Origin of the sequence: Methylobacterium sp. WL120 (assembly GCF_008039465.1) — a bacterium.
Lineage (GTDB): Bacteria > Pseudomonadota > Alphaproteobacteria > Rhizobiales > Beijerinckiaceae > Methylobacterium > Methylobacterium cerastii.
On record NZ_VRUT01000006.1, the window covers coordinates 29,263 to 54,217 of the forward strand.

Annotated in this window: 23 protein-coding genes and 1 pseudogene; 18 read left to right on the forward strand and 6 right to left on the reverse strand. The window is 66.8% G+C overall.

Translation table 11 applies throughout. The features are described from left to right. Positions 1 to 461 precede the first annotated feature (461 nt). The 4 genes from FV229_RS02475 to FV229_RS02490 all read left to right on the forward strand — a co-directional run bounded on the left by FV229_RS02475 (position 462) and on the right by FV229_RS02490 (position 3,035). On the forward strand, positions 462 to 740 hold the full coding sequence (locus FV229_RS02475) for a hypothetical protein (protein ID WP_147750418.1): 279 nt from the start codon (positions 462 to 464) through the stop codon (positions 738 to 740). A 130-nt stretch (positions 741 to 870) separates the two neighbouring features. Then, entirely contained in the window at positions 871 to 1,266 is a 396-nt protein-coding gene (locus FV229_RS02480; protein WP_147750454.1) for a DUF4149 domain-containing protein, read from the forward strand. 166 nt (positions 1,267 to 1,432) lie between these two features. Continuing rightward, positions 1,433 to 2,068, forward strand: coding sequence for an NAD(P)H-binding protein (locus tag FV229_RS02485; protein WP_147750419.1), 636 nt, complete (start codon positions 1,433 to 1,435; stop codon positions 2,066 to 2,068). A gap of 115 nt (positions 2,069 to 2,183) precedes the next feature. Next, positions 2,184 to 3,035, forward strand: a complete 852-nt coding sequence (locus FV229_RS02490) for a hypothetical protein (protein WP_147750420.1) — start codon at positions 2,184 to 2,186, stop codon at positions 3,033 to 3,035. A 147-nt stretch (positions 3,036 to 3,182) separates the two neighbouring features. On the opposite strand, the gene FV229_RS02495 is transcribed toward FV229_RS02490, so the two are convergent. Together FV229_RS02495 and FV229_RS02500 are read right to left on the reverse strand one after the other, a co-directional pair. Continuing rightward, complete coding sequence (locus FV229_RS02495; protein WP_147750421.1) at positions 3,183 to 6,641, reverse strand: PAS domain S-box protein; 3,459 nt, start codon at positions 6,639 to 6,641, stop codon at positions 3,183 to 3,185. Beyond that, positions 6,628 to 6,831, reverse strand: coding sequence for a type II toxin-antitoxin system ParD family antitoxin (locus FV229_RS02500; protein WP_147750422.1), 204 nt, complete (start codon positions 6,829 to 6,831; stop codon positions 6,628 to 6,630). Before FV229_RS02500 ends, FV229_RS02495 begins: the two co-directional genes overlap by 14 nt. 425 nt (positions 6,832 to 7,256) lie before the next feature. Here FV229_RS02500 and FV229_RS02505 point away from each other — a divergent pair, with 425 nt between their 5' ends. Beyond that, the gene (locus tag FV229_RS02505; protein WP_147750423.1) at positions 7,257 to 7,658 is read left to right on the forward strand and encodes a nuclear transport factor 2 family protein; all 402 of its coding nucleotides are present in this window, start codon (positions 7,257 to 7,259) and stop codon (positions 7,656 to 7,658) included. A gap of 427 nt (positions 7,659 to 8,085) precedes the next feature. Then, complete coding sequence (locus tag FV229_RS02510) at positions 8,086 to 8,346, forward strand: hypothetical protein (protein ID WP_147750424.1); 261 nt, start codon at positions 8,086 to 8,088, stop codon at positions 8,344 to 8,346. 184 nt (positions 8,347 to 8,530) lie between these two features. Here FV229_RS02510 and FV229_RS02515 read toward each other — a convergent pair whose 3' ends face one another. Beyond that, positions 8,531 to 8,905 carry a response regulator gene (locus tag FV229_RS02515; RefSeq protein WP_147750425.1) on the reverse strand — a complete coding sequence of 125 codons (375 nt, stop codon included), beginning with the start codon at positions 8,903 to 8,905 and terminating at the stop codon, positions 8,531 to 8,533. 270 nt (positions 8,906 to 9,175) lie between these two features. Here FV229_RS02515 and FV229_RS02520 point away from each other — a divergent pair, with 270 nt between their 5' ends. The 10 genes from FV229_RS02520 to FV229_RS27890 all read left to right on the forward strand — a co-directional run bounded on the left by FV229_RS02520 (position 9,176) and on the right by FV229_RS27890 (position 20,588). Then, a complete protein-coding gene (locus tag FV229_RS02520; RefSeq protein ID WP_056203367.1) occupies positions 9,176 to 9,586 on the forward strand; it encodes a response regulator in 411 nt (136 codons plus the stop codon). A 200-nt stretch (positions 9,587 to 9,786) separates the two neighbouring features. Further along, the gene (locus tag FV229_RS02525) at positions 9,787 to 12,525 is read left to right on the forward strand and encodes a PAS domain-containing protein (RefSeq protein ID WP_147750426.1); all 2,739 of its coding nucleotides are present in this window, start codon (positions 9,787 to 9,789) and stop codon (positions 12,523 to 12,525) included. Between the two features lie 223 nt (positions 12,526 to 12,748). Continuing rightward, the gene (locus tag FV229_RS02530) at positions 12,749 to 13,924 is read left to right on the forward strand and encodes a hypothetical protein (RefSeq protein WP_147750427.1); all 1,176 of its coding nucleotides are present in this window, start codon (positions 12,749 to 12,751) and stop codon (positions 13,922 to 13,924) included. Positions 13,925 to 13,929: 5 nt separating this feature from the next. Beyond that, complete coding sequence (locus tag FV229_RS02535; RefSeq protein WP_246688021.1) at positions 13,930 to 14,751, forward strand: mechanosensitive ion channel domain-containing protein; 822 nt, start codon at positions 13,930 to 13,932, stop codon at positions 14,749 to 14,751. A gap of 105 nt (positions 14,752 to 14,856) precedes the next feature. Further along, positions 14,857 to 15,846 (forward strand): mechanosensitive ion channel domain-containing protein, encoded by a 990-nt coding sequence (locus tag FV229_RS02540; RefSeq protein WP_147750429.1) that lies wholly within the window; start codon positions 14,857 to 14,859, stop codon positions 15,844 to 15,846. 324 nt (positions 15,847 to 16,170) lie between these two features. Continuing rightward, the gene (locus FV229_RS02545; protein WP_147750430.1) at positions 16,171 to 17,310 is read left to right on the forward strand and encodes a PAS domain-containing sensor histidine kinase; all 1,140 of its coding nucleotides are present in this window, start codon (positions 16,171 to 16,173) and stop codon (positions 17,308 to 17,310) included. Further along, a complete protein-coding gene (locus tag FV229_RS02550) occupies positions 17,294 to 17,719 on the forward strand; it encodes a response regulator (protein ID WP_018042937.1) in 426 nt (141 codons plus the stop codon). Before FV229_RS02545 ends, FV229_RS02550 begins: the two co-directional genes overlap by 17 nt. Before the next feature lie 14 nt (positions 17,720 to 17,733). Next, on the forward strand, positions 17,734 to 18,882 hold the full coding sequence (locus FV229_RS02555) for a hybrid sensor histidine kinase/response regulator (protein WP_147750431.1): 1,149 nt from the start codon (positions 17,734 to 17,736) through the stop codon (positions 18,880 to 18,882). Beyond that, on the forward strand, positions 18,873 to 20,030 hold the full coding sequence (locus FV229_RS02560) for a cache domain-containing protein (RefSeq protein ID WP_246688022.1): 1,158 nt from the start codon (positions 18,873 to 18,875) through the stop codon (positions 20,028 to 20,030). The genes FV229_RS02555 and FV229_RS02560 overlap by 10 nt, the downstream gene beginning before the upstream one ends. Positions 20,031 to 20,033: 3 nt before the next feature. Next, positions 20,034 to 20,588 (forward strand): sensor histidine kinase, encoded by a 555-nt coding sequence (locus FV229_RS27890; RefSeq protein WP_281406696.1) that lies wholly within the window; start codon positions 20,034 to 20,036, stop codon positions 20,586 to 20,588. Between the two features lie 149 nt (positions 20,589 to 20,737). Here FV229_RS27890 and FV229_RS02565 read toward each other — a convergent pair. Further along, positions 20,738 to 21,394, reverse strand: a pseudogene (locus FV229_RS02565) (magnesium chelatase domain-containing protein); the annotation flags it as partial. Positions 21,395 to 21,531: 137 nt separating this feature from the next. Between FV229_RS02565 and FV229_RS02570 the strand changes: the two are divergent. Beyond that, positions 21,532 to 21,792 carry a PepSY domain-containing protein gene (locus FV229_RS02570; protein ID WP_147750432.1) on the forward strand — a complete coding sequence of 87 codons (261 nt, stop codon included), beginning with the start codon at positions 21,532 to 21,534 and terminating at the stop codon, positions 21,790 to 21,792. 295 nt (positions 21,793 to 22,087) lie between these two features. On the opposite strand, the gene FV229_RS02575 is transcribed toward FV229_RS02570, so the two are convergent. Beyond that, positions 22,088 to 22,798, reverse strand: a complete 711-nt coding sequence (locus FV229_RS02575) for a glutathione S-transferase N-terminal domain-containing protein (RefSeq protein ID WP_147750433.1) — start codon at positions 22,796 to 22,798, stop codon at positions 22,088 to 22,090. Between the two features lie 110 nt (positions 22,799 to 22,908). Here FV229_RS02575 and FV229_RS02580 point away from each other — a divergent pair, with 110 nt between their 5' ends. Further along, complete coding sequence (locus FV229_RS02580; protein WP_147750434.1) at positions 22,909 to 23,472, forward strand: TetR/AcrR family transcriptional regulator; 564 nt, start codon at positions 22,909 to 22,911, stop codon at positions 23,470 to 23,472. A 198-nt stretch (positions 23,473 to 23,670) separates the two neighbouring features. Here FV229_RS02580 and FV229_RS02585 read toward each other — a convergent pair whose 3' ends face one another. Continuing rightward, positions 23,671 to 24,765: a threonine aldolase family protein gene (locus tag FV229_RS02585; RefSeq protein ID WP_147750435.1), complete on the reverse strand. Its 1,095-nt coding sequence runs from the start codon at positions 24,763 to 24,765 to the stop codon at positions 23,671 to 23,673. Positions 24,766 to 24,955 lie beyond the last annotated feature (190 nt).

The following is a 24,955-nucleotide window of genomic DNA, read 5'->3' on the forward strand; positions in this document are numbered from 1 at the left end:
AGGTGCAGCAGTCGACGTCTGCTCGTGACCGATTGGCCACACCGCAGAACTTGAGGCGCTAAAACAAACCTAGGGCGGATCCGGTCACAGCTGGAGGAAAGCGTATGCGGCCAATAGAAGCCAGGCCGCTGCGGATAAAATTCAACCTATCGGCTCCATGAGGATCTGTAGGCGCCAGCGGCGCGATCCAGCGCGAAGGCCCCGGTGCACGTCACGTGCGGTGGTAAGGCGCATCGTCAACGCAGTTCGGTTTCACAGATAGCGTTGGTCCAACCTGGAACGTGGTTCACTGCCCAGGGAGCTCCACGGCAAGTCACGCCTTTCTACCAGTGAGCGCTAGAGGAAAACACGATTGCCGACTTGGATTACCGCCGTTGTGCTCATTCACCAGGCACTTTGAAGCGGTATAATCAAGTAGCGGTTGAATATTCCAGGGCCACCTCGATTGGGGGACATCCAAGATGCCGGTTCGCTCTTTACTGATCTTGATGCTGGCATCGGTTGCGACGCCAGCCTTGGCGTTGCAACCGCAGGACACCCTGCGGGACTGGAGCGCCGCAACGGGTGCGGATAGGGACCGCCTGCTGCAGCAGTTGGAGAAATCCAGCGAAGGAGGTGCTCCGCGCAAGGATGTGCTGTCCTGCCTCAATGACGCTGCGGGCATGAGTGCGCATGCCGACTTGGCGATCAGCGATGTGTTTATGGCCTGTACGAAGCAGAAACCGGAAGACTCGATCTGAGCGCCGGCCATCCTCTTACCTCGGCGTTGAAGCAGAGAAGCGCCTCACGACGAAGGGGACGGCATTGGCGCAGCCAAGCGAACCGAATGCCGCCCACAAGGGCGAGTTAAAGTTATTGAGGTTTGGAACGATGCTCTCGCAAGCGGCTATCCTCGTGACGGCCCTCCTGTTCGGCGGGATGGTCCTGTACTCATTCGGCTTTGCATCGTTCCTGTTCAGCGCGCTGCCCGCTGACGCCGCTGGTCCCCTCCTGCGTCGCGCCTTCCCACATTTCTATCTTTTCGTCATTGCGTGCGCCCTTAGCGGCGCGGCATTGACGGCAACCCTCGATATGCCATCCGCACTCATCCTGGGATTGATCGCTCTCACGGCACTCCTCGCGCGCCAAGGTCTCATGCCGGCGATCAATGGGGCGACCGACATCGGCAATCGTAGACGCTTCAAGGTCCTTCATACAGGATCTGTCCTGGTGACCCTGGCCCACATCGTCGGGTCGTCCGCCGTAATCCTGAGACTTTCCAACTAGCCGCGTTCGACCAGCGGTCTTCTGCAACGCGTGGGGCACACCACCGCGACATCGAGCATCCAGGACAGCTTGGCCATTGAACCATAGACCGGCCGGTCAAGCGACCGCATGGCGCGTTCGCGTTTGATCGGATCTTCTCGCGCAACCCGCCATCCAGGAAACGACCATGGCCCACGTTCTCGTCATCGGCGCCAGCAAGGGTATCGGCCTGGAGACCGTGAAAGCGTCGCTCGCGGCCGGACACCGCGTCCGAGCCTTCGCGCGTTCGGCCACGACCATGACCCTGTCCGGTGCGGGCCTGGAGCGTTTCACGGGCGACGCGCTGAAGGCTGGAGATGTCGCCGCCGCCCTCGATGGCGTTGACGTCGTTGTCCAGGCGCTCGGGGTGCCGGTCAAGGACCTGCTCGGCCCGGTGACGCTGTTCTCGGACGCGACCAACGTGCTGGTGCCGGCCATGGAGAAGGCCGGGGTCAAGCGCCTCCTGGCCGTCACCGGCTTCGGCACGGGCGACAGCCGGGATGCCATCGGCCTGCTTCAGCGCGTCCCGTTCCGGCTCGTCTTCGGTCGCGCCTACGATGATAAGGACGCCCAGGAGATGCGCATCCGCAGGAGCGGCCTCGACTGGACGTTCGTTCGGCCAGGGGTTCTCACGCCCGGATCGGCGACCAACCGCTATAAGGTTCTCACCGAGTCCTCGTCGTGGCGGAACGGTCTGATCTCACGGGCCGACGTCGCCCATTTCATCGTCGGACAGGTCGACCTACCGACCTACGTGCAAAAAGCCGTCGTCCTGATCGGTTGATCGACCTCGGCCGGACTCTGGCATCCCGAAAATCGTAACCCGTAGCGGATGCCGTCACGCGGTATGCGTTACCCTCGGAGTCGCGCAGCTCCCCCAAGACCCAGGTCGACCCGTCATGTTCGCCTCCGTCTATGTGATCCTGCCGGTCTCGGATCTCGCGCCCGCTGAGGCCATCCGAGCCTCGCTGGCGCCCTTCCAGCGCGGCGGCAAGGGCGACGTCCCGGACGACTGGCTGGCCTTCCACGACGAGACCGCCGAAGTACGCACCATCCACTTGACCGAGTTCATCTTCACTCGGGAAGAGGGCCGCGGGACCCGGATCGAGGGCGAGCCGCACTGGCATCTCGACATCGGAGCGATCAACGACGAGATGGCACGCCGCGGCCTTCAGCGCTGGCAAGTGCGCTTCACCGACTTCGAGCCAGACCTTGATGCCTTCGTGAAAGCCTACGTCCGGGACATGGACCGTCACCCTGCGACCGGCGGCTATGGACGCTGGCTCAACCCCCTCGGACGATGGGACTGGTGGGATCTCGGCGGCCGCTTCGACGGGCGCATCATCGGCGAACGCCGCCGGCCGGGCGTGCGGAGGACCGCCTCCGTCTCGTCCGGCCCCGATACCGGCCGCACCATACTCGTGAACGTCACCGGCGTGCTCGCCGATGCCCTCGGGTCCGAACCTCCCGAGGAGGTCGTCGTCGAGGCCGACGCCAACATCGAAATGGTCTCGCGTTTGGCCGAGGACGGCCAGACCGGCGTCACAAGCGCATTCCCCGGCGCGATCCTCCTACCGCCCGGCGCGGTCGATGACCGGCTCCGCTGGCTCCAGGCCTGGCCCCGGATCGAACCGGAAGAGACCATCTCCTGGCTTGGCCTGCCGGACGGAGCCGATTGGGGGGCCATCGTCAGTGCCGCCTACCGACGCTTCCCTGAGCACTGGGCCGCAGGGGTGGCCTACCACCTCTAGCCCTGCCCCGGTCTCGGACCAACGGAGTGGCGGTTCAGTGTCTGCGGACAAACGTCGAATGCGCGAGCCGATATCGGTCACGACCTCGACCCGTGCATGTCTTCGACAGGTCACGCCGGACGCCCGTGGCGCCAACGCTACGGTCGTTCACGACGGACGGTCCGATACCTCCGCTGTCGCTTCCATGTGGCGCCGGCGCTTCGAGGCTGCTTGGCGAAGCATGCGCGACAGCTCCTCGACCGAATAGGGCTTCTGCAGGAGCTCGAAGCCGTGATCGCTCTCCTGTGCAAGGATGTGGCTGTAGCCGCTGGTGAGCAGCACCGGCAGGCCGGGGTAGAGCCGCCTGACCTCGCGTCCGAGCTCGACCCCGTTCATGCCGGGCATCACCACGTCCGAGAACACCACGTCATACCGGCCCGGCTCCTTGACCAGCGCAGCCAGGGCATCGTCAGCGTTCATTACCCAATGGGTACCGTAGCCAAGTTCCTGAAGCGTCTGGGTCGAGAAGGTGCCGACCTCGCGGTTGTCCTCGACCACCAGGACGCAGGTTCCGGTACCATCGACGGCGGCGTCAGCCGGAGACGTCTCCTCGGCTCTGGCGATCCCCTTGTCGGCGCGCGGGAGGTAGAGGGCGAACGTAGTGCCGTGTCCGACCTCGCTCGCAACCACGACCTCGCCGCCCGATTGCTTTGCGAAGCCGAACACTTGGCTGAGTCCGAGGCCAGTGCCCTGACCGACGCCCTTTGTGGTGAAGAACGGCTCGAAAATCCGGTCGATCCGGTCAACCGGGATGCCCGACCCCGTGTCGGACAATGAGATCCGGACAAAGTCCCCGACCAGCGCGGGGTGGGACCGCATGGCGGGCACGGTCGTGGCCGCCTCCACGGCGATGGTGAGACGACCCTCGCCCTCCATCGCGTCGCGGGCGTTGACGGCCATATTGACCAGGGCGGTGTCGAACTGGCTCGGATCGGCGCTGATGAGGCATGGCTCGTCGTCGATGCGGACGACGACCTCGATGCGCGCGCCGGTGAGGGTGCCGACCATTTCTCCGATGGCCTTCACGCTCTGGCCGGCATCGAACACCTCCGGCCGCAGCGCCTGCCGCCGCGCGAAGGCCAGGAGTTGCCCGGTCAGCTTGGCGGCTCGGTCCACGGTGTCGGAGATCGCACCGATGTACCGGGCACGCCGGTCCTCGGCGAGGTCCGGGCGCTTGAGCAGGTCGGTCGAGGACTTGATCACGGTAAGCAGGTTGTTGAAGTCGTGCGCCACGCCCCCGGTCAATTGCCCGACTGCCTCAAGCTTCTGCGACTGCCGCAGCGCCTCCTCGGCCTGGAGCAGGGTCGCGGCACGTTCCTTTTCCAGGGTGACGTCGCGCGAGACGCAGTAGAGCAGTCCTTCAACCGGGACGGCCGTCCAGGACAGCGTGCGGTAGCTGCCGTCGCTGGCCCTGAACCGGTTCTCGAAGGCGAGGGTTAGTCCCCCTGCGGCGAGCCGGGCGACTTCGGACCGAGTCCTCTCGCGGTCATCGGGATGTTCGAGCCATTCGGAGGTCTTCCCGACGATGTCGTGGTACTCCCAGCCCAGGATCTTCTGCCAGGCCGGGTTGATGCTGACCCAGACGCCGCCGGCGTCGGCGACCCCGAGCATGTCCTGGCTCACGTGCCAGATCCGGTCGCGCTCCTTCGTGCGCTCGGCGACCTGGGCCGCGAGCGTCTCGTTCATCGCCCGCAGCGCGCCCTGCGCCCGGACCCGCTCGACGGCATCCCAGATCCGGGCCGAGACCTCCTCGATCAGTGAGACCTCGTCGGCCGTCCACGCCCGCACCTCGTGGTGGTTGACGTAGACGACGGAGCGCAGCCGTCCCTCGTGGACCTGCGGCACGGCAACGATGGCCGCAATGCCGTAGGCGCCCATACCCAAACCGGCGGTGTCGCGGTCGGCCTCAACGTCCGCGTATACCGAGGTCCGGCCCTTCTTGAGGTTGGCGATGTTGCCGGGACCGAATGCGTCGAGTGGGTAGGTGTCGGCAAGCGGCGCCACTCCGTCGACGTACTCGGTCCCGAGCACCGCCGTGACGCCGTCGTTCTCGATCAGCGCGTAGCCGACCCGGCTGACGCCGAGGTAGCGCCCCAGGGCATCGACCGCCACCTGCATCCGGCCGCGCGGGCCACCCTGCTCACGAAGCGTGTCGGCGAGGTCGAGGAGGAAGCGCTGCCGCTCCTCGGCCGCGTGCCGCTCGGCGACGCGTCGTTCCAGTTCAGCGTTCATCTCCCGCAGGCGGCGCTCGTCCAGCCTGCGGCCGGTGACGTCCGAGACGGTGAGCACGGCCCCCACAACCATGCCGTCCTCGACTACCGGGGCGTTAGAGCAGACCACCTCAACCGGCGTACCGTCACGGTGGAAGAAGGTGGCGTCGCGCTGGCGCAGTGTGCGCCCCTCCCGGATGGCCTCGACGAAGCCGCACTCGCAGGCGGGGAACGGGCGCCCGTCCGGGTGGTGGTGGTGCGCGGCCTCATGCAAGTCTTGCCCGACCAGGGTGCCCCCATCCCATCCCAGCAGGGTGTGGGCGGTCCGGTTGGCAAACGTGACGATTCCGTCGAGGTCGAGTTGGAAAACTGCCTCGCTGACGTGGTCGGTGACGGTCTGGAGCAGGTCCGTCTGGCGCTGCAACGTCGCGGCCGCGAGGTGCTGATCGGTGCGATCCCTCAAGATCTTCAGATACCCGACGTGGCTGCCGTCCTCGGCATGAAGCTTCATCATCTCGCCCAGGGCGAAGAAGCGTGAGCCATCCTTGCGCACGTGCCAGCGCTCGTCGGTGCCACGGCCTTCCTCGCGCGCCATCCCCATCTCACGCTCGGGGGCACCGTTCCGCGCGTCCTCGTCGGTGAAGATGATGAGGCCGGACCTGCCGCACATCTCGGCCTCGGACCATCCGAGGATTGCCTCCGCACCGGCGCTCCATCCCGTGACGAGGCCGTCGAGGTCCATAGTCACCATTGCGTAGTCGACAGCGCTGTCGAGGATCTGGCGATGCCGTGTCTCTGCTTCCCGCACCCGAAGGAGCGCGTCGTCGCGGGTGACCATCGAACGGCGCAACTCCATCTGCGCCATGACCTGGCGAGCAAGCGCCTCCAACGCTTCGGCCTGTTCCGGCATAAGCCCGGCCGGCCGTGGCTTGCCGTCGATCACGCACAGAGTCCCGAGCGGCGTACCTTCGGTCGTCTCAAGGCGGGCGCCGGCATAGAACCGAAGGTGGGGCTCACCGGTGACGAGGACGTTGTCCCGGGTCCGCGGGTCGACGGTCAGGTCCGGTATGACCAGCAGGCCCGGTTGCCTCAGGGCGTTCGCGCAGACCGATTGCGACAGCGGGGTCTGGCATGGGTCGAAGCCGACGCGCGCCTTGAACCACTGCCGGTCCCCGGCGACGAGGCTGACCAGGGCGACCGGCGTCCCGCAGGCTCGGGCGGCGAGGAGCACGATGTCGTCGAAGCCCTGCTCGGCCTCCGTGTCGAGGATGGCGTAACCGTAGAGGGCGGCGAGCCTCGCCGGATCGCGTACGGCCTCCGTCACAGCGTCGGCGGGGATGTTCTCAGGCGCGATCATGGATGACCTTAACGGAAGCAGCCTTCACCGCGCCGCTGGAAGCCTTCGCCTCGTTGCGCTCGATCAACATGCGCAGCGCCGCCCTGACGTCCTCGCTGATCGAGGTGTAGTCGCCCTTGGCGACCTGCGCCTGGACGTACGCGATCAGCGGCTCCGTCAGGGCGATGTGTCGTGAATGCTTGGCAGCCATCGGCAGGGCTTATCAGCTCCGACGGAAGGTGTCGCATCGACGCCACCCGATACACGTTGAGGCGTGCATCCCTGGTGTCGCGGCAATATCGAGAAGCCCATGCGTCTCGGTCAGACCGCTTTGTCGATGGCCTCGACGACCCGGGACCGGCTGTAGGGCTTCGAAACAAACAAGCCGTGGTCCGGTCGCGAGCGATATGCCGGCCGGCATGGAAGCGATGCTGATAACGCTGATAGCGCCGGGGCGCATTGGACAGGACACCCAGATCGCGGCGCTTACGGCCCTTCCCAAGCGATTTGGCAGCCGACTTCATCACCGGGGCCGCCTTGACCGCTGATGGCGTTTGCTTGGCTTGATGAAAGAACACGGACTGACCCGTTTGTCGGTCTCGATGTGAACCACCTACGCCGAACAGGAGATCAGTGATGTCAGAGACAGTGTACGCCGCCCAACCAGCCCCGGAGCCCGACTACGACCACCTCTTGCGGGCCAACCTCGAACGCGTCTTCAATGAGCGCGACGCCGACAGGCGGGCCGCTGCACTGGACGAGCTCTACGTGGTCGAACCGGTCATGTTCGAGCCGACTAATGTCGTCGAGGGACGGTCCGCCATCTCGATGGTCGCCGGCAATCTCCTGGAGCAGTTCGGCCCGACCTTCCGGTTCAAGCCCGTCGGCACTGCGGTCGGGCATCACGGGCTGGGTTCGATGCAGTGGCAGGCGGGCCCGGACGGCGGGCCCATCGTAGTCAGCGGTGCAGACGTGGCCGACGTCGTGGATGGCAGGATCGCACGCCTCTGGGTGCTGCTTAACCATCCGGAAGCTTGAGACCGACTTCGGACGGAAGCCACAAGTTCAGCAGGTTGTGTCCCATTAGCGCGCTTCGATCATGGCGATGAGCGCCTGTTTCTACGTCGCGATTGTGGTGACCTTCGTCATCCAGCGGGCGCCATGATCTCGGTTCGCCGCGCCGCTTTAGTAACTTGCTTCAGCGTGTACCCGGCGCGGATGAAGGATGGCTGGGGATGCTATCGCTCGGCGACCGCCATGAGGAACGCCAAGGGGTGCCCACACGAACACCGGGTCGTGCTGTGCCCCCTGCCGAACCGGCTCCAAGGAAGAGCATTTCCTTATCCATGCCCGACTTGGAAGTACGCACCCCGCGGAACAGTCCTGGAAGCATGGCCGTTCCTCAATGCCGCCGGATCCGTACCCGACCCGGTCCAGGCCACCAATAACCCACGAGGAAGCTCCCATGAGGAAGTCCCTGATCGCCGCCGCAGCCTTGGCCGCGCTCGGCGCCATCGGCATCGCCGCTCCCGCCTCGGCCGCACCCGGCATGATCGGCGCCGTCGATGCCACCACCAACATTGTCGACGTTCGCATGGACGGCATGCATGGCCACCGCGGTCATCACATGCGCCATCACCACCACCGCGGCCACATGATGCGTCACCATCATCACCGCGGTCACATGATGCGCCACGGCCATGGTCATCGCCACCACCGCATGTGATCCCAAGAGACCGCTAGGGGCCCCTCTTGGGTCGGAATGACCAAGGACAGGCGACGGGGTGGAATTTGCGGAACGATCCGCGAAATCCCGCCCCCGAGCCGATCAGGCCGTTTCCAATGCAAGTCAGACCGAAAGAATTCCCATCTCGCCCAACGCGAAGAGGCACCGTGTCGGGCCGACCCGATCAGGTAGCGTCGTGGATGGCGTCGACGACTTGATCCACGCTGTACGGCTTGGGCACGAACAGGCCGTGGTCGGGGATATCCCCGTCGGCCAGACGTTGCCGACCCGAGGTCACGACCAGGCGGATGTCAGGCCAGGCATCGTGTACGCGTCCGGCCAGGGTCACTCCGCACATCGAGCCCGGCATGTCGACGTCGGTGAAAAGGGCCCCGATGTCGGAGCGCTTGTGCAGGATGAACCAAGCCTCGTCGGCATGGCGTGCCTCGACGATCTCGAAACCGGCATCCTCCAGCATTTCGACGGCGCAGAGGCGCACGAGGTCGTCGTCCTCTACGACGAGCACGGCAGTGGCTTTCATGGAGCGCTTCGTCGTCATGAGAAAGCAACACAGGTTAGCTCGATAAGTTGCCCTTCTTGAGCATCTCAGTTGATATGTCCTGGCCGATGCGATGAGCGTGCAGGCAGGAAAGCGGCTTTCGCCGACGTGCGCAGTACCGTCGGGATAGACCCTATCGTTCACCCGCTCGTATCCGCGCAGCATGTCGAGGCTTCGGTCCCCACGACAGTGCACCGTGAATCGGCAAGCGACGCCAAAACAAACTTATGTTACCCGGCAACCTCTGGACGAGGTTGGCCTTACCCCTTGATGACCCTGCCTGGCCCTTCCGATGCGCCCTTCGCCCTCGTGGTCGACGACGACGCCCTGATCCTGATGGATGCTACCGATATCCTGGAGGATGCGGGCTTCGCGGTGCTGGAGGCGATGAACGTGGCCCAGGCAATCAGGGTGCTCGACGAGCATCACGGCAAGGTGCAGTTGCTGTTCACGGACGTGCAGATGCCGGGCGATGGTGACGGTTTCGACCTCGCGCGTCGGACCGCCGAGCTGTGGCCGCACATCGCCATCGTTGTGGCGTCCGGCCACGTACGGCCCGAACTCGGAGACCTTCCGGACGGGGCGACGTTCATCGCGAAGCCCTTCAGTCCCTCGGTGGTCCGGCACCACGTTCGCAATACGATGCCATCGGAAAAGCACCCCGAGTCCCTCAAGAAATAGCAGTGGCCTTGGGCGGGCGACGAGAACCACCACTTACGGGGGCGCGGCAGACTTGCCGAACGGCCAGTGCACGATCCGGCCGTCGTGGCCCGAAGTCGTTCTAGAACCTTCAAATACCATTGTGCGGTGAGGCGTTTAACGGCAGACCGCTTTTCGTTCGGCGGCAGGCCGCAACAGCATCGGAAGTCGGCTGGAGGGCCATGGCGGGAGGCAACAAACAGGTCGATGGACTTCGCCTGCACGAACTGGCGAGCTACGACATCCTCGACACGCCCGCCGAGACCGAGTTCGACGACATCGTCAGGGTGGCGTCGGAAACTTGCGGCATGCCCGTGTCGCTGATCTCGCTCCTGGACGGCGAACGCCAATGGTTCAAGGCCGAGACCGGCTTCGGACGGAACGAGACGCCGCTGTCCCAATCGATCTGCGCCTACACCGTGCAGCAGGACGACGTATTCGAGATCGAAGACCTGACCCTCGACGCGCGTACGTCGGACAACCCCCTGGTGACCGGCGGACCCGAAGTCCGCTTCTATGCGGGAGCTCCGCTGCGAACTGCCGACGGCGTCGCCCTCGGGGCGCTGTGCGTGCTCGATACCAAGCCCAACAAGCTGACGCCCTCCCAAGCGTTCGTGCTTCGCACCCTCGCGCATCAGGTCATGACGACCTTGGAGCTACGCCGGTCCCTGCGCCAACGTCGTGAGACCGACCGGCGCAACACGGCGATTCTGGAGAGCGCCCTCGACTACGCCATCGTCTCACTGGATCTCGCCGGCATGGTGACGAGCTGGTCCCCGGGCGCCGAACGTATCCTCGGTTGGGACGAGGCCGAGATGCGTGGCAAGCCCGCCCATGTCTTCTTCACCGACGAGGACGTCGCGAACGGCGTCCCCGAGCAGGAAATGGCCTTGGCCCTGCTGTCCGGGCGGGGCGCCGACGAGCGCTGGCATGTTCGAAAGGACGGCAGCCGGTTCTGGGCCAACGGCGAGATGATGCCGCTCAGGGACGAGCATGACAGGCACGAGGGTTTCCTCAAGATCCTGCGCGACCGCACGGAGCAACGGAACGCCGCGGCCAAGGAGCAGGCGGACGCCGCGTTCATGCGTGGGGTGCTCTCGTCCTCGGCCGATTGCATCAAGGTGCTCGATCCCGACGCACGGCTGACCTTCATGAACGAGGGCGGGCTGGCCGTCATGGAGGCCGACGACTTCAACAAGGTGAAGGGTTGCGACTGGACCGGGTTCTGGAAGGGACGGGCCCAAATGGACGCAAAGGCGGCATTCTGGGCGGCGTTGGCCGGCGGCACCGGCCATTTCCAGGCCCCGGCCGAAACGCTCAAGGGCACGGCGAAGTGGTGGGACGTTCAGGTCACACCGATCCGCGGCGCTGATGGACGGCCGGAGCGGCTTCTGGTGGTGTCGCGCGACGTCACCGCCCAGCGCGCCTCCGAGCAGCGCATCGTCGAAAGCGAGAAGCGCTGGCGCGGCCTGTTCGAGGGCATGCAGGAAGGCTTCTTCAGCGGCGAAATCATCCGCAACGCGAACGGGAAGGCCACGGACTACCGGTTCGTGGAGATCAACCCGGCCTTCGCCGCGCAGTCTGGCCTCCCTGTCGATACCGTGGGCCGGACCGTGCGCGAGGCCATTCCCGACATCCCCGGCTGGCTGATCGAGACTTACGCACGGGTGGTCGACACCGGCACTCCCGAGGTCTTCGAGATTTCGGTGCCGCAGCTCGGGCGCGTGTTCGAGGTTCGCGCATACCGTGAAGCGGAGAATCGTTTCGCCGCGATGTTCATCGACGTCTCGGACCGCAAGCAGGCCGAGACCCGGCGTGCGGCCCTGGCGGAGCTCGGCGACCGCTTACGCAATTCGGAGGATGCGGGGGAGATCGCCTGCGTGGCTGCGGAGATCCTTGGTCGCACCCTCGGGCTATCCCATGCCGGGTACGGGGCGGTGGACCACGACCGGGAAACCATCGCCGTCGGTGACGGCTGGACCGCTCCGGGCATTCCGGGCATCGGCGGGGTGCATTCGTTCCGGGATTACGGCTCGTACATCGAGAACCTGAAGTCCGGCCATGCCGTGATCATCGACGACGTCGCAAACGACGCTCGGACGGCGAATGATGCGGAAGCCCTCGCGGCCATCCACGTGTGTTCGCTTTTGAACTTGCCGCTCATGGAGCACGGTCGGTTCGTCGCACTGCTGTTCGCGTTGAAGGCCAAGCCATACGCCTGGACGGGCGAGGAGATCAGTTTCGCCAACAATATCGCGGATCGGACCCGCGCGGCCTTGGCACGGATCGAGGCGGAGGAACGTCAGCGAACCCTGAACCTCGAACTGAGCCACCGCATGAAGAACATGCTGGCGATGGTCCAGTCCATCGCCACCCAGACCATGCGCACGGCAACCGACCTGAATGCGGCCAAGGATGTCCTCGCCGGTCGGCTGATCGCGCTCAACAAGTCGCACGATCTCCTGCTTGGCGGAGAGATCGGGTCGGCACCTATCGAGACCTTGATCGAGAGCGCCTTGCAGACGCACCGGGACAATCCGGGGCGGTTCGTCCTCAAAGGACCCACCTTCACCATCGGGTCGAAGGCCGCGATGTCCCTCTCGCTGATGCTGCATGAGCTCGCGACCAACGCGGCCAAGTATGGGGCCCTTTCGACCGCCCAGGGCAAGGTCTCGGTCGAGTGGACGCTTCGCGAGGGTGGCGGCGAGCCACACTGCGCCCTGCGATGGTTGGAGCAAGGTGGTCCCGTCGTGAAGGCGCCGACACGGAGCGGCTTCGGTTCTAGGCTGATCGGGCGCGGACTTGCCGGCAATTTCGGCGGCGAGGTGGATCTCTCCTATCCGGCGACAGGTGTCATGTGCACCATCGACGCTCCCCTTAGAGGCCTGCAAGCGGAGGATGCACCGGCAACCAGTCGATAGCGGCAGCGCCCGTAGTCGGGGACCCGGCGTCGAGGGCACCCAGTCCCGAGAAGGGCGTTGGATGTGCCATTTGCCCTCGGTAGCATCCTACCCTTCGCCGTCCTTCAGGTCGTAGTTCCGGGCCGGAGGTGCCTACTTCGTGACCGGTGAATGCCAGCGGCACCGGCAACGAACCTGGGCGGTTCACGTTGTCGACGACCTTGGAGTGGACTGCCGCGCGCCGATGTCGAAGACTGAAGGCCCCGCGTTCCTGATCCCACTCGACGATGCCCAGACGCCACCGGTCCCCAGGGATGAGGTCGCCCGGAGGTACCTCGGGCGGCTGATAGCCCTCTTCCACCGCGAAAAGTCCGAGCCTTTCATCGCGGACGACAAGCTGCACCGCGCGACGCTGAAGCGTCTCGACGAGATCGTTGCTCCCCCCGCCTGCGGCCCGGTCCTCGCCGAGATCGGGGCGACCGTGGGCAGGTGGCTGGATCGCCAGCCCGGCGCGTCGCACATCCTGACGGTGGTGCTGCCGCCCTGCGACGAGAACGCGGTCATCGAGACCTGGGCATCGGAGGCGGGACACCAGGTCCTCGTGCCGCCCTCGCGGCAATCGCTCATCGCGGCCGAGCAGCCCATCCTGCCGGACATGACCGGGTCGGGGATCCTGGTCATCTCCAGGCTGGAGGACTGGTTCCTGCGGCATCGGGAAGGCCTGAGGGCCGTGCGCGCGCTCCTCGCGGCCATCGACGGACTGGATCGACCGGTGGTCGTCGGCTGCAACGCCTGGGCCCGGTCGTTCCTCGCCAAGGCGGCCGGCGCCGACGCCCTCCTGCCCGATGCCGTGACGATCAAGCCGTTCGACGCCGTCCGCCTGCATGGCTGGTTCGTCCAGCTCTCGACCTCCGAGGCCACCGGGGCGATGCGGTTCCGCCTGCCCGCCGACGGCGAGGACGTGCTCGCGGTCGACGAGGCGGGTACGCTTCGCAACGACTACCTGCGCAAGTTGGCCGGGCGCAGCCTCGGCATACCCTGGGTCGCCTGGCACCTCTGGCGGCGCAGCCTGCGTACGGGTGACGACGCTGACGTCGCCGAGGACGCGAAGGCCGCGATGTCGGATGGCGATGCCAGCGAGCAGACCCTCTGGGTGGCCGCCCTCGACGAGTACCTTCTCCCAGGTACGGACGACGGCACCGCCCTCCATGCCTTGCACGCGCTGCTGATACACGGGCCGTTGACCCGCGAGGAACTGCTGCTTGTCCTCCCAGGCGTGGAGGACCCGAACGTCGTGCCCGTCCTGCTCAGGGCGGGCTTCCTGGAACGTAAGGGCGACCGGTTCGGCTGCCGGGCGGCGGCCTACCCGGCGATCCGGGACGGCCTCGAAGCGGCAGGATTTCCCGTGGGACGGGTTTGAACGACATGGCCACCGCACAGGACGTCCAGGACGGCGGCGTACAGCTCGTCCACAGCCTCCAGGACATCCGATTCTGGGAGATCGGGCTCATCGTCGTCGGCACATGGGCGGCGATCTGGCTGGTGCGCAGCACCTTCCCCTACCTCGCCGAACGCGGCCCGAGCCGATTGAGGCTCTACCTCCTGGCGGCCGTGCCCATCGCCCGGCTGGTCCTGATGGTGCTCGCCATCGTCTGGATCGTGCCCATCGTCTTCAACATCACGCTGCAGAACTTCCTCGTCATCGCCGGTGCGGCCAGCGTCGCCATCGGCTTCGCCTTCAAGGATTACGTCAGCAGCCTGATCGCCGGGGTTGTGGCCCTGGTCGAGCGGCCCTACCGGCCGGGAGATTGGGTCAAGGTCGGCTCCGACTACGGCGAGGTGCGCAACGTCGGGCTGCGCGCGATCCTGCTCCAGACACCTGACGACAACGCGGTCACGGTTCCGCACTCGACGATCTGGACCGACCGGATCACCAACGCGAACGACGGCGCCGGGACCCTGCAGTGCGTCGCCGACTTCTACCTACTGCCCCGGCATGACGGAGCCCTCGTGCGCGCCTTGCTGACGGACGTGGCGTTGACCAGCCCGTACCTGAACTACGGCAAATCGATCCGCGTGGTGCTGCACGAAGAGCCCTGGGGCACGCACTACAAGCTGCGCGCCTACCCGTTCGACATGCGCGACCAGTTCGCCTTCGTCAGCGACCTGACCGTACGCGGCAAGCTGGCCATCGCCGACGCCGGTGCCATGGAGGCGGTCGCGCTGACGCCGTCTCCGACAAGCTGATCGGCCGACGACACCCACCCATCCGTAGACCGGACTTCGCGATGGCGGTCCGTCACATTCAGGCTCGGACGCGACCGCGTCCTAGACCACACGAAGGACCAACGCGTGCATTTCCTCGGAATCGACTGGGTCGGCGTGAATGCCGAAAACGGGCGGAAGCTCTTGCTCTCCCTGATATTCATCGCCGTGATCGTCGGTGGGAGCGTCGGACTGCGCGCCATCGTCGGGCTGGTCCTGAACCGCACCGACCATTCCACGCTCCAGACCAAGTTCTGGACGCGCCAGGGCATCAGCCTCCTGGCGGCGGTGCTGTTGGTCCTCGGCCTGCTCTCGATCTGGTTCAACGACCCCGCCCGCCTCGCCACGGCGTTCGGCCTGCTCTCGGCCGGTCTCGCGTTCGCGCTTCAGCAGGTCATCACCTCGCTGGCAGGCTACTTCGTGATCCTGCGCGGCTCAACCTTCACGGTGGGCGACCGCATCACCATGGGTGGCGTGCGCGGCGACGTGCTCCGCCTCGGCTTCATCCAGACCACGATCATGGAGATGGGCCAGCCGCCGGCGGTGCAGGGCAGCAGCCCGGCCATGTGGGTGCGCAGCCGCCAGTTCACCGGTCGCATCGTCACGGTGAGCAACGCGCAGATCTTCTCCGAACCGGTGTTCAACTACACCCGCGACTTCCCGTTCATCTGGGAGGAGATGTCCATTCCGATCACCTACGAGGCCGACCGGGCAAAGGTCGAGGCGATCATGCTCGCGGCGGCGAAGCGGCATGCCCTGGATACGAACGCCATGACCGACGAGGCCAAGGCGAACCTGCAGAACCGCTTCGGGGTCGAGCCCATCGACCTGGAGCCGCGCGTGTTCTTCCGGATCACCGACAACTGGCTGGAGCTGACCGTCCGCTTCATCCTCGGCACCCACCAGATCCGAGGCGCCAAGGACGCCATGAGCCGCGAGATGCTGGTGGGCCTCGACACCGCCGGCATCGGCATCGCCTCGGCCACCTACGACATCGTAGGCCTGCCGCCCGTCGAGCTCGCCGGCCGGCGACGCGCCGGACGGAGCCCCGCCCCGGCCCCGGAGGCTGCCGAATGACGGACCCGAGGGCGCATGCGTCGCCGAGGCCCTCCCCGGGCGATCCGGTCCCGGTCTGGGCCCCCGACACTCGGCGTTTCCGTCACATGGCTGGAGGGGCGCTCGCGTTATCGAACCCGCCGCAGCCAGGACGGACTTTGTCCGCCGCCTGGGGCACCGGGCCGGCCGAGACAGGCGCGGTCGTCGTGCGATGGGATCCTCCGGTGGATCCCTTGATGCGGATCACCGACGCGGGTGGACAAGGGCGCCGAGGACGCGAAAAGACGTGCCCTACATGTTCGACCGCGAGCGGACGCCGGTGAGCCACCAAACAAGGGAAACGCCATGACAGACGCCGTGGCGCCGACGCCGACCGCTCCTGACGCGTCCGACTTCCGCAACCTCGCCGACACCCTGCCCCAGATGGCCTGGATCGCGGACGCGAACGGCGACATCTTCTGGTACAATCAGCGTTGGTACGATTACACGGGCACGACCATCGATTCCATGAAGGGCTGGGGCTGGAAGGCCGTCCACCATCCCGACCATGTCGAACGGGTCGTCGAGCGGATCTCACACGCCTTCAAGGTCGGCGAGCCCTGGAACGACACCTTCCCCCTGCGTAGCGCTACGGGCGAGTACCGCTGGTTCCTCTCGCTCGCCAACCCGTTTCGCGATGCGGAGGGGCGCGTCATCCGCTGGTACGGGACCAACACCGACATCACCGATCGCAAGCGCATGGAGGGACGGCTCGCCCGTCATGCGGTCGACCTGCGACGAACCAACGAGGAACTGGAGCAGTTCGCCTACGTCGCATCGCACGACCTCAAGGCGCCGCTCCGCGGCATCGAGAACCTCGTCGGCTGGATCGAGGAGGATCTCGATGGCGCGCTGAACGGCGACGTCCAGACCAACATGGATCTCCTGAAGAGCCGGGTCCGGCGCCTGGAGAGCCTGCTGGACGACCTGCTGGCCTACTCGCGCGCCGGCCGCGCGGACGTGGCCTTCACGCCGGTTGACACCAAGGCCCTCGTCGACGAGCTCGCCGTGCTGGTGAGTCCACCCGACGGGTTCGAGATCGTCGCCGCCGACGACCTGCCGACGCTTAACGCGGCGAAGGCCCCGCTCACCCAGGCGCTCCAGAACCTGATCGGCAACGCGATCAAGCATCACGACCATCCGGGCGACGGTCGCGTCCGCGTCGATGCGCACCCGCGGGGCGATATGGTAGAGTTCGTGGTCTCGGACGACGGTGCCGGCATCCCGGAGCAGTTCCGCGAGCGTGTGTTCGGCATGTTCCAGACCCTGAGGCCCCGCGACGAGGTCGAGGGCAGCGGCATGGGTCTCGCCATCGTCAGGAAACTCGTCGAGCGCCAGGGTGGCAAGGTCTGGCTGAACGAAGGCCGGGAGGGGCGCGGCCTCTCGGTGCATTTCACGTGGCCGAAGGACGGCGCGAAGGGGGGGACTGATGGGTTCGACGGTTAACCTGCTGCTGGTCGACGATGACGAGGTCGACGTCCAGGGCCTCAAGCGCGCCTTCAAGAAGAGCAAGATCGGCAACCCGATCACCGTCGCCCGCGACGGCATCGAGGCGCTGGAGTACCTGCGGGGCCAGAACGGCAAGGAGAAGCTGCCGAAGCCCCACCTCATCCTGCTCGACCTCAACATGCCGCGCATGAACGGCATCGAGTTCCTGGAGGAGATCCGGGCCGACGAGGACCTGCGCACCGCCGTGGTGTTCATGATCACCACCTCGAAGGCGGACGAGGATCGCATGCGGGCCTACGGGCACAACGTGGCCGGCTACATCGTCAAGCGCGATCCGGCCAACACCTTCATGGAGGCGGTCTCCATGCTGGAGCACTTCTGGAAGGTGGTCGAGTTCCCGCAATAGGGCTCGGCAGACACGTGGAATCCCCCACCCGCATCCTGCTGATCGACGACGACGCCGTCGACCGGACGTCCGTGCGCCGCGCCCTGAAGAAGTCGCGGCTGAAGCACGACCTGACCGAGGCGCCCGACGGCACGACCGGGCTGCGGCTGGCGCGGGAGGGCGCGTTCGATTGCATCCTGCTCGACTACCGCCTGCCGGACGTCGACACCTTCGACTTGCTGGCCTCCCTCCTCGCCCTGCCGGGCGAGGGCCATGCCGTCTTGATGCTGACCGGCGAGGCGGACGAGGACCTCGCGTTCCGGCTGATGCGGGCCGGCGCCCTCGACTACCTCGCCAAGGCGGAGGCGACCCCGTCGAGCCTGGCTCGGGCGATCCGCTATGCGGAGGCGCGCCGCGGCTTCCAGGCGAAGCTCGACGAGGCTCGGCGCGAGGCCGAGGCGAAGTCGCTGGAGCTCGATACCCTCAACCGGCAGAAGACCCTGCTGTTCTCGATCATCGCCCACGACCTGCGCAATCCGTTCCAGTCTCTCCTCGGCCTGTCGGAGGTCCTGGGGAAGGCGGTGGCGATGCGGGACCACGCCTCCATCGAGCGTCGTGCCAAGGGCATCAACGACGCCGCCACGCAAGCCTACGCCCTGCTGGAGAGCCTGTTCTCCTGGGCGAGCCTGCAGATGGACACGATGGCCGTCACCATCACCGACGTCGCCCTGGGCACGGTGGCGGCAGAGGTCATGCAGGGTGCCGCCGAGGCGGCCGCCGATAAGGGCCTGACGCTGGCCATCGACTGCCGGGGGACCACGGTCCGCGCGCAGCGGGACATGCTGGCTACTGTCCTGCGCAACCTCGTGAGCAACGCGGTCAAGTTCACCCTGCCGGGAGGGACGATCACGGTCGCCGGCAGGCCGACCGGGAGAGGCGTCGAAATCACGGTCTCCGATACCGGTGTCGGCATGCCCGCCGGCAAGGTGGCCGACCTGTTCCGACTCGACCGACGCAGCACGACGAACGGAACGGCGGGCGAACGCGGGAGCGGGCTGGGCCTCCTGCTCTGCCGCGACCTCGTGGAGCGCCAAGGCGGCGAATTGACCGTCGTGAGTTCTCCCGACCAGGGCACCACCTTCCGCTTCACCCTTCCGGAAGCGGCCGGCGCCCCATGTCCCTGACGACCCGCATCCTGCTCCTCGTGCTGCTTGCCCTCGCGCCCGCATTGGCGATCCAGGGCTACAACGAGCACGCCCTTCGCGCCTCGCGCGACGAGGTCGTGCGCGCCGATACGATGGCAACGGCCCGGACCGTCGCCGAGGATCTATCGCAGGTCGCGGAGTCGGCCCGCCAAGCCCTGAACTTCCTCGCTCAGGACCCCGCGGTCCGAACGCTGGAGCCCTCGGGCTGCACCGAGTACCTCCGCCGGGCCGTGCGCGACAATCCGCAATTCGCGGTGTTCGCGCTGACCCGGCCGGACGGGACCGTCGTGTGCAACAGCCTCGGGTCCGCGCCCGGCTCCTACGCCGTGCCCGACCGGGTCTACCAGCGCCGCGCGGTCACCGAGGGCACGTTCGTAATGGGGACCTACGCCCGCGGCAACGCCTCCCGCAGGGACTCGCTGCACTTCGCCCAAGCGCTGCCCGACGCGGAGGGGCGCACGGTCGGCGTGCTCGCCGTCGCCGTCGACCTCGGCTGGCTCGACGGTTACCTCAGGCGCAACCTGAGACTTCCCAGCACGTCCGTGACGGTGGCGGACCAGGACGGCATCATCCTGGTCCGCTATCCCGACGGGACTGGTTGGGTCGGAAAACCGGTGCCGCCGGATCGACAGCGCATCGTGATGAGTCGTGGCGAGGGTGTCCGCATCGACTTCGGCATCGACGGACGCGAACGCATCCTCGCCAATGCTAAGCCTGGCGGCGCGGCGTCTTCCGCCTGGGTGACGGTCGGCCGCGACCGGCAGATTGCCTTCGCGGACGTGGACGCCGCCACCCGCAGGGGCGTGGTGCTGATCGCGCTGGGTGCGGTTCTGGCCGTCGCCGCCGCGTTCCTGGCAGGGCGAGCTTTCATTCGGCGCCCCTTCGACCGCCTGCTCCAGACGGCATCGAAATGGCAGGCCGGAGACCTCGCGGCCCGGACCGGGTTGGACGGCGCCGACGAGTTCGGCCGCCTCGGCAGTAAGCTCGACGCGATGGCCGGAAGCCTTCAACGCAATGAGGCCGACCTTCGCGACGAGGTCCGCAATGGCCGCGCGATGCAGGAGCGTCAGGTGACGATGCTGCACGAGTTGAACCATCGCGTGAAGAACACCCTTGCGACGGTCTAGGCCCTGGCACGGCAATCGACGCGCGGCGGCGAGGCGCCAGGCGAGCGGCTTGAGGCGCGCATCCTCGCCCTGTCGAAGACCCATGACCTCCTGACGCGGGACGACTGGTCGGGCGCCCCCTTGCGCGCAGTGCTGGAGAACGAACTCGGCCCCTACCGGGGCGGAGACGCGACCTTCGTCGTGGACGGTCCCGACGTGGACTTGCCGCCGCGCCACGTCCTCTCCCTCGGGATGACGTTGCACGAGCTCGTCACCAACGCCGCCAAGCACGGAGCCCTCTCGGTGCCGGACGGCGAGATCCGCGTGACCTGGCGCGTGGTCAGGACCGAAGGCGGTGCGAGGCGATTGCGGCTGGACTGGGCCGAGGACGGGGGTCCGCCGTCGCCGCCGCCGACGAGACGCGGTTTCGGCACCCGGCTCATCGCGGTGAGCATCGAGCGGGAGCTCGACGGAAAGCTCGACCTCGACTTCGCATCTGAAGGGTTGCGCTGCTCCGTCGACGTGCCGCTCCCGAGCCCAACGGTGGCCACCATGAGCCCGTTCACTCCGCTGCAGTAGGGTCGCGCGTGCGAGACGCCCGTGGCGCTCAGAGCGGGCCCATGGCGAGCCTATGCTTGAGGTCGTCGAGCCACGCCTTCTGATGGTTCCCCCTCAACGCCAGGCCGGGAAGATGCCCGATGTCGGCCAGGAGCCCCCCAAGGCTCACGAGGTGGTCCCGCTTCCAGGACGTTGTGGCCGCCGGCCGCGGCGATCTCGAGCGCGCGCTTGGCGCCCTCCTGGCCCTTGATGTCGCGGAGGTCCGGCAGGGGCGGGCCCGGGGCGGCGACCGCGGGGACCGGCCGGGCCATGACCTGCGTGCCCTTGAAGTGGTTGGCGAGCTGGATGAGCGAGCGCGGGGCCAGCACGTCGAGGTCGCCGCCGGCCCAGGCCGCCTCCGGCCCGGTCGCGGCGGGGCAGATCAGCCCGAGGCCGCGTGCACTCGCCGCCATCGCCGCCGGCAGCACGCCGTTGACCGGGGTGATCGTGCCGTCGAGCGCGAGCTCGCCCAGCACGCAGTACCCGGCGAGCGCGTCGGCCGGCAGCGCGCCGATCGCCGCCATGACGCCGAGCGCGATCGGCAGGTCGTAGTGCGAGCCCTCCTTCGGCAGGTCGGCAGGCGCGAGGTTCACGGTGATGCGCTTGGCCGGCATCGCCAGCCCGGAGGCGATCAGCGCGCCGCGCACCCGCTCGCGCGACTCGCCCACCGCCTTGTCGGCCAGGCCGACCACATTGAAGTGGACCGCGCCGGGGATGATCTGCACCTGGACGTCGACGGCACGCGCCTCGATGCCCTCGAAGGCGACGGTGGCGACGCGGGTGACCATGCGGGAGGGGGCCTTCGGCTCGACGGAAACTAAGCCTAGGCGGCCATCCCTAGCCTGACAACCTCAGGAACCGGTTCAGGAACCGGCTCCTTGCGCGGCTGTTCTCTGCCGGTCGACAACCACAAACGGAAACCGCCATGCGCCTGACATCCACCGCCCTCGCCCTCGTCTTCGCCGCCGGCCTGACCGGTGCCGCTCAGGCCGACGAGAAGCTGCCGCCGGACCAGCAGGCCAAGGTCGAGGCCATGCTCCGCCAAGAAGGCTTCACCAAGTGGAAGGAGATCGAGCTCGACGACGGCATGATCGAGGTCGACGACGCCGTCGACGGATCGGGCAAGCAGTTCGACCTCAAGCTCGATCCGAAGACGATGGCCATCGTCAAGCGCAAGGCCGAGTAGCGCAAGGCCGAGTAACGGGAGGGACGAAGCGGGCGCCGTGCGGCTCTGCCGACCGACGCCCGATAGGCGAAAATCCGACGCTTGATACCCATAGCCAAACGTCCGACAACGATGGCGACCGGACCCTGCCTTTCGCCTCGAAGCGGACGTTTCGGCTTCGACCCTCAGCAGCCCTCCAGACCCCTTCGATCGACGACCGCATTCGGCGACACAGCGGTCGTTCGAAGTCCCGATGACGGCAGACGCCGGTCGGAGGGGCTCGACCAGCGCACCAACCTGGAATGGCGATGGTCGATCAGGCCCGGTCGTCCAACTCCGGCACACCGCTCTGACGGTCGGCATAGGCGGCGAGGAAGGTCGGCCGCTGCTGCCAGCGCTTCCAGAATGCGTCGATGTGCTCGAAGCGCTCGTCCAGCGGCGTAGCGTTCACGGGGAATTTCGAGAAGGCGATCGCGGTCGCCATCGTGATGTCCGAGAAAGTCGGCGCTTCGCCGCCGAGCAGCCATTCGCGCCCGTCCGACAGGTGCTGGTTCACCAAGCTCGCATGGGCCAGCGCTTCCTTGCGGCAATGCTCGCCCCAGGCCGGGTTGCTGGTGAGTTCGAGCTTTGGCCCCAGCCCCTGATGCAGGACGTGGAACGCGGTCACGATCCGGTAGAGGATGTGGACCCAGATTCGGTTGTCCCACATGGTGTCGAGGCCCTGCTCAAGTGGGCTATCACCCATGATCCGCCGACCGGGGAAGGCCTGATCGAGGTACCGGACGATGGCCGCCGTCTCCGAGATGACGCTTCCGTCCTCGAGTTTCAGCGTCGGCGTCTCGCCCCACGGGTTCATCTTCAGATGCCGCCACTGCCGCTGCTCGCCGACCGGCGACATGTCGTAGACGCGCTCGTCGAACCGATCCGCGATGCCCTTCTCGTGCAGGAAGATGCGCAAGCGCTGTGGGTTGGGGAACGCCGAGGGCGAGGTGAAAAGCTGGAGCTTGGAGGCGGTTTGGCTGGTCATCTGACTCTCTCTGTCTGCCAGTAGGCAGGCAGAGTGTTAGGCCTTCCTTTCCGAGCGGTCAACGCCTATCTGCCAACAGGCAGGTTATTTTCTTGCGGAGGATGGGCGCGATGAGTTCGGGGTATAAGGAAGCGATCCTTGCCGCTGCGAAGCGAACCGCCATGGCGCACGGCTACAGCGGACTGAATTTCCGCGACTTGGCAGCCGAGGTCGGGATCAAGGCCGCAAGCGTCTACTATCACTTCCCCGGCAAGGCCGAACTCGGAGCGGCGGTCGCGAAGCGTTATTGGGAAGACATCGCCACCGATCTCGAAGCCATCTCCGACGAAGCGGCCGACCCACTAGACGGACTGCGTCGGTATCCTGAGATTTTCCGGATATCTTTGCAGAACGACAACCGCATGTGCTTGTCCAGTTTCATGACGGCGGAATACGATGATCTACCCGATACCGTGAAACACGAGGTGCGCGCATTCGCCGACGTCAACGTCGCGTGGTTGAGCAAGTTGTTGACGGCGGCGAGTGTCGTGAAGGCGGCGGACAGCGAAGGCCGGGCTCGCGCCATCTACGCGGCGGTCGCGGGTGCTCAACTCATGGCGCGGGGCCGCGCCGATCTCCCGCTGTTCGACACCCTGATCGCCAACTATCGCGCGGCCGGCCTCTTGCCTGCGTAGTTGTCCATCCATTCTCGAAGAAAGCCCGCTCTGGATCGCGAAATAGGCGTTCAATGCTTAGTCTCTGAGTTACCGCTTTCCACTCAAATCCCGTCGTAAGCCCTCATCCACCAGACGGGCTCGGGGCAGACCTCCCGATCTTCTGCAATGGGCCGAAGACGAACCCGCGGTGTCGCTCCCCCCGTCAGAGTGTGACCTTCACCGAACGGGCGCCGCCCGGCGTTCGGCGAAGGCCTCGGCGACGGCGCGGATCACCTCGGCCGCGCGTTCCGCCCCGGCGCGATCCACGTCGAGGTGGGTGGTGACGCGGATCTGGCTGCCGATGGCGCGGATGCGGACGTCGTGCGCGAGGCAGGCCTCGGCGAAGGCCGGGGCGGTGACGCCGAGGCCGGAGACGCCGAAGCACAGGATGTTCGATTGCCCCGCGCTCGGGTCGAAGCTCAAGCCCGGCGCGTCGGCGATCGCGTCGTGGATCAGCCGGATGTGCGCGTTGTCGGTGCTCAACTGCGCGACGTGGTGGTCGAGGGCGTAGAGGCCGGCGGCGGCGATCACGCCGGATTGGCGCATGGCGCCGCCGAGCCGGTACTTCCAGCGCCAGGCCTCGACGACGAAGTCGCGGGAGCCGCACAGAACCGCGCCGACCGGGCAGCCGAGGCCCTTGCTGAGGTCGAGCCAGACGCTGTCGAACCCTTGCGCGTAGTCCTTCGCCGCGATTCCGGTGGCGGCCACCGCGTTGAGCAGGCGGGCGCCGTCGATATGCGCCTTCAGGCCGTGGGCGCGGGCGATGTCGCGGATCGCCCGCATGTCGGCCAGCGCCCAGACCGAGCCGCCCGAGAAGCTGGTGGTCTGCTCGATGGAAACGAGGGCGGTGCGCGGCGCCGTGCGGGCCGGCGGCCGGATCGCCGCCGCGAACGCCTCGGGCGTGTAGAGTCCCGCCGGCGTCGGCAGCGCCTTCACCGACACGCCGCCGATCGCGGCCGAGCCTGCGGCCTCGGTGTTGTAGATGTGGGACTGGTCGTCGACCACGATCTCGTCGCCGGCCCGGGTCTGAACCAGGATCGAGACGAGGTTGCACATCGTGCCGGACGGCATGAACACCCCGTCCTCCTGGCCGAGCAGGGCGGCGACCCGGTCGCAGAGCGCCCGCGTCGTCGGGTCGGAATCGGACTGCTCGTCGCCGACCACCGCGCGCGCCATCGCCTCGCGCATGCCCGGCGTCGGCCGCGTCTGGGTGTCGCTGTAGAGATCGATCGTCACGGGCAGGCTTGCCTCCGGTCGGCGTTGCGGCGCCATAGTGCATGGTCGCGCGGTCCCGCGAAAGCGCGGCGGGCACGCTTTCCATCAAAATGAATTTTGAATACGTTTAGCGGAGGCGACCGGAATCGGGCGTCGGGAGGGCTGAGCAGGTGGCGGTCGAGACGGCGCCCCAGGGTGCGAGACAGGACGCGCGGCAAGAGACGCGGCAAGGCGAACGGCAAGGCGC

Bases quoted from the DNA above. Each gene is read 5' to 3' on its own strand.
- FV229_RS02575 (WP_147750433.1), bottom strand. From the start codon at position 22,798: ATGACCAGCCAAACCGCCTCCAAGCTCCAGCTTTTCACCTCGCCCTCG.
- FV229_RS02480 (WP_147750454.1), top strand. From the start codon at position 871: ATGCTCTCGCAAGCGGCTATCCTCGTGACGGCCCTCCTGTTCGGCGGG.
- FV229_RS02495 (WP_147750421.1), bottom strand. From the start codon at position 6,641: ATGATCGCGCCTGAGAACATCCCCGCCGACGCTGTGACGGAGGCCGTA.
- FV229_RS02550 (WP_018042937.1), top strand. From the start codon at position 17,294: ATGGGTTCGACGGTTAACCTGCTGCTGGTCGACGATGACGAGGTCGAC.
- FV229_RS02500 (WP_147750422.1), bottom strand. From the start codon at position 6,831: ATGGCTGCCAAGCATTCACGACACATCGCCCTGACGGAGCCGCTGATC.
- FV229_RS02510 (WP_147750424.1), top strand. From the start codon at position 8,086: ATGAGGAAGTCCCTGATCGCCGCCGCAGCCTTGGCCGCGCTCGGCGCC.
- FV229_RS02515 (WP_147750425.1), bottom strand. From the start codon at position 8,905: ATGACGACGAAGCGCTCCATGAAAGCCACTGCCGTGCTCGTCGTAGAG.
- FV229_RS02585 (WP_147750435.1), bottom strand. From the start codon at position 24,765: ATGGCGCCGCAACGCCGACCGGAGGCAAGCCTGCCCGTGACGATCGAT.
- FV229_RS02475 (WP_147750418.1), top strand. From the start codon at position 462: ATGCCGGTTCGCTCTTTACTGATCTTGATGCTGGCATCGGTTGCGACG.
- FV229_RS02570 (WP_147750432.1), top strand. From the start codon at position 21,532: ATGCGCCTGACATCCACCGCCCTCGCCCTCGTCTTCGCCGCCGGCCTG.
- FV229_RS02525 (WP_147750426.1), top strand. From the start codon at position 9,787: ATGGCGGGAGGCAACAAACAGGTCGATGGACTTCGCCTGCACGAACTG.
- FV229_RS02580 (WP_147750434.1), top strand. From the start codon at position 22,909: ATGAGTTCGGGGTATAAGGAAGCGATCCTTGCCGCTGCGAAGCGAACC.
- FV229_RS02485 (WP_147750419.1), top strand. From the start codon at position 1,433: ATGGCCCACGTTCTCGTCATCGGCGCCAGCAAGGGTATCGGCCTGGAG.
- FV229_RS02535 (WP_246688021.1), top strand. From the start codon at position 13,930: ATGGCCACCGCACAGGACGTCCAGGACGGCGGCGTACAGCTCGTCCAC.
- FV229_RS02545 (WP_147750430.1), top strand. From the start codon at position 16,171: ATGACAGACGCCGTGGCGCCGACGCCGACCGCTCCTGACGCGTCCGAC.
- FV229_RS02520 (WP_056203367.1), top strand. From the start codon at position 9,176: ATGACCCTGCCTGGCCCTTCCGATGCGCCCTTCGCCCTCGTGGTCGAC.
- FV229_RS02490 (WP_147750420.1), top strand. From the start codon at position 2,184: ATGTTCGCCTCCGTCTATGTGATCCTGCCGGTCTCGGATCTCGCGCCC.
- FV229_RS02560 (WP_246688022.1), top strand. From the start codon at position 18,873: ATGTCCCTGACGACCCGCATCCTGCTCCTCGTGCTGCTTGCCCTCGCG.
- FV229_RS02530 (WP_147750427.1), top strand. From the start codon at position 12,749: ATGTCGAAGACTGAAGGCCCCGCGTTCCTGATCCCACTCGACGATGCC.
- FV229_RS02505 (WP_147750423.1), top strand. From the start codon at position 7,257: ATGTCAGAGACAGTGTACGCCGCCCAACCAGCCCCGGAGCCCGACTAC.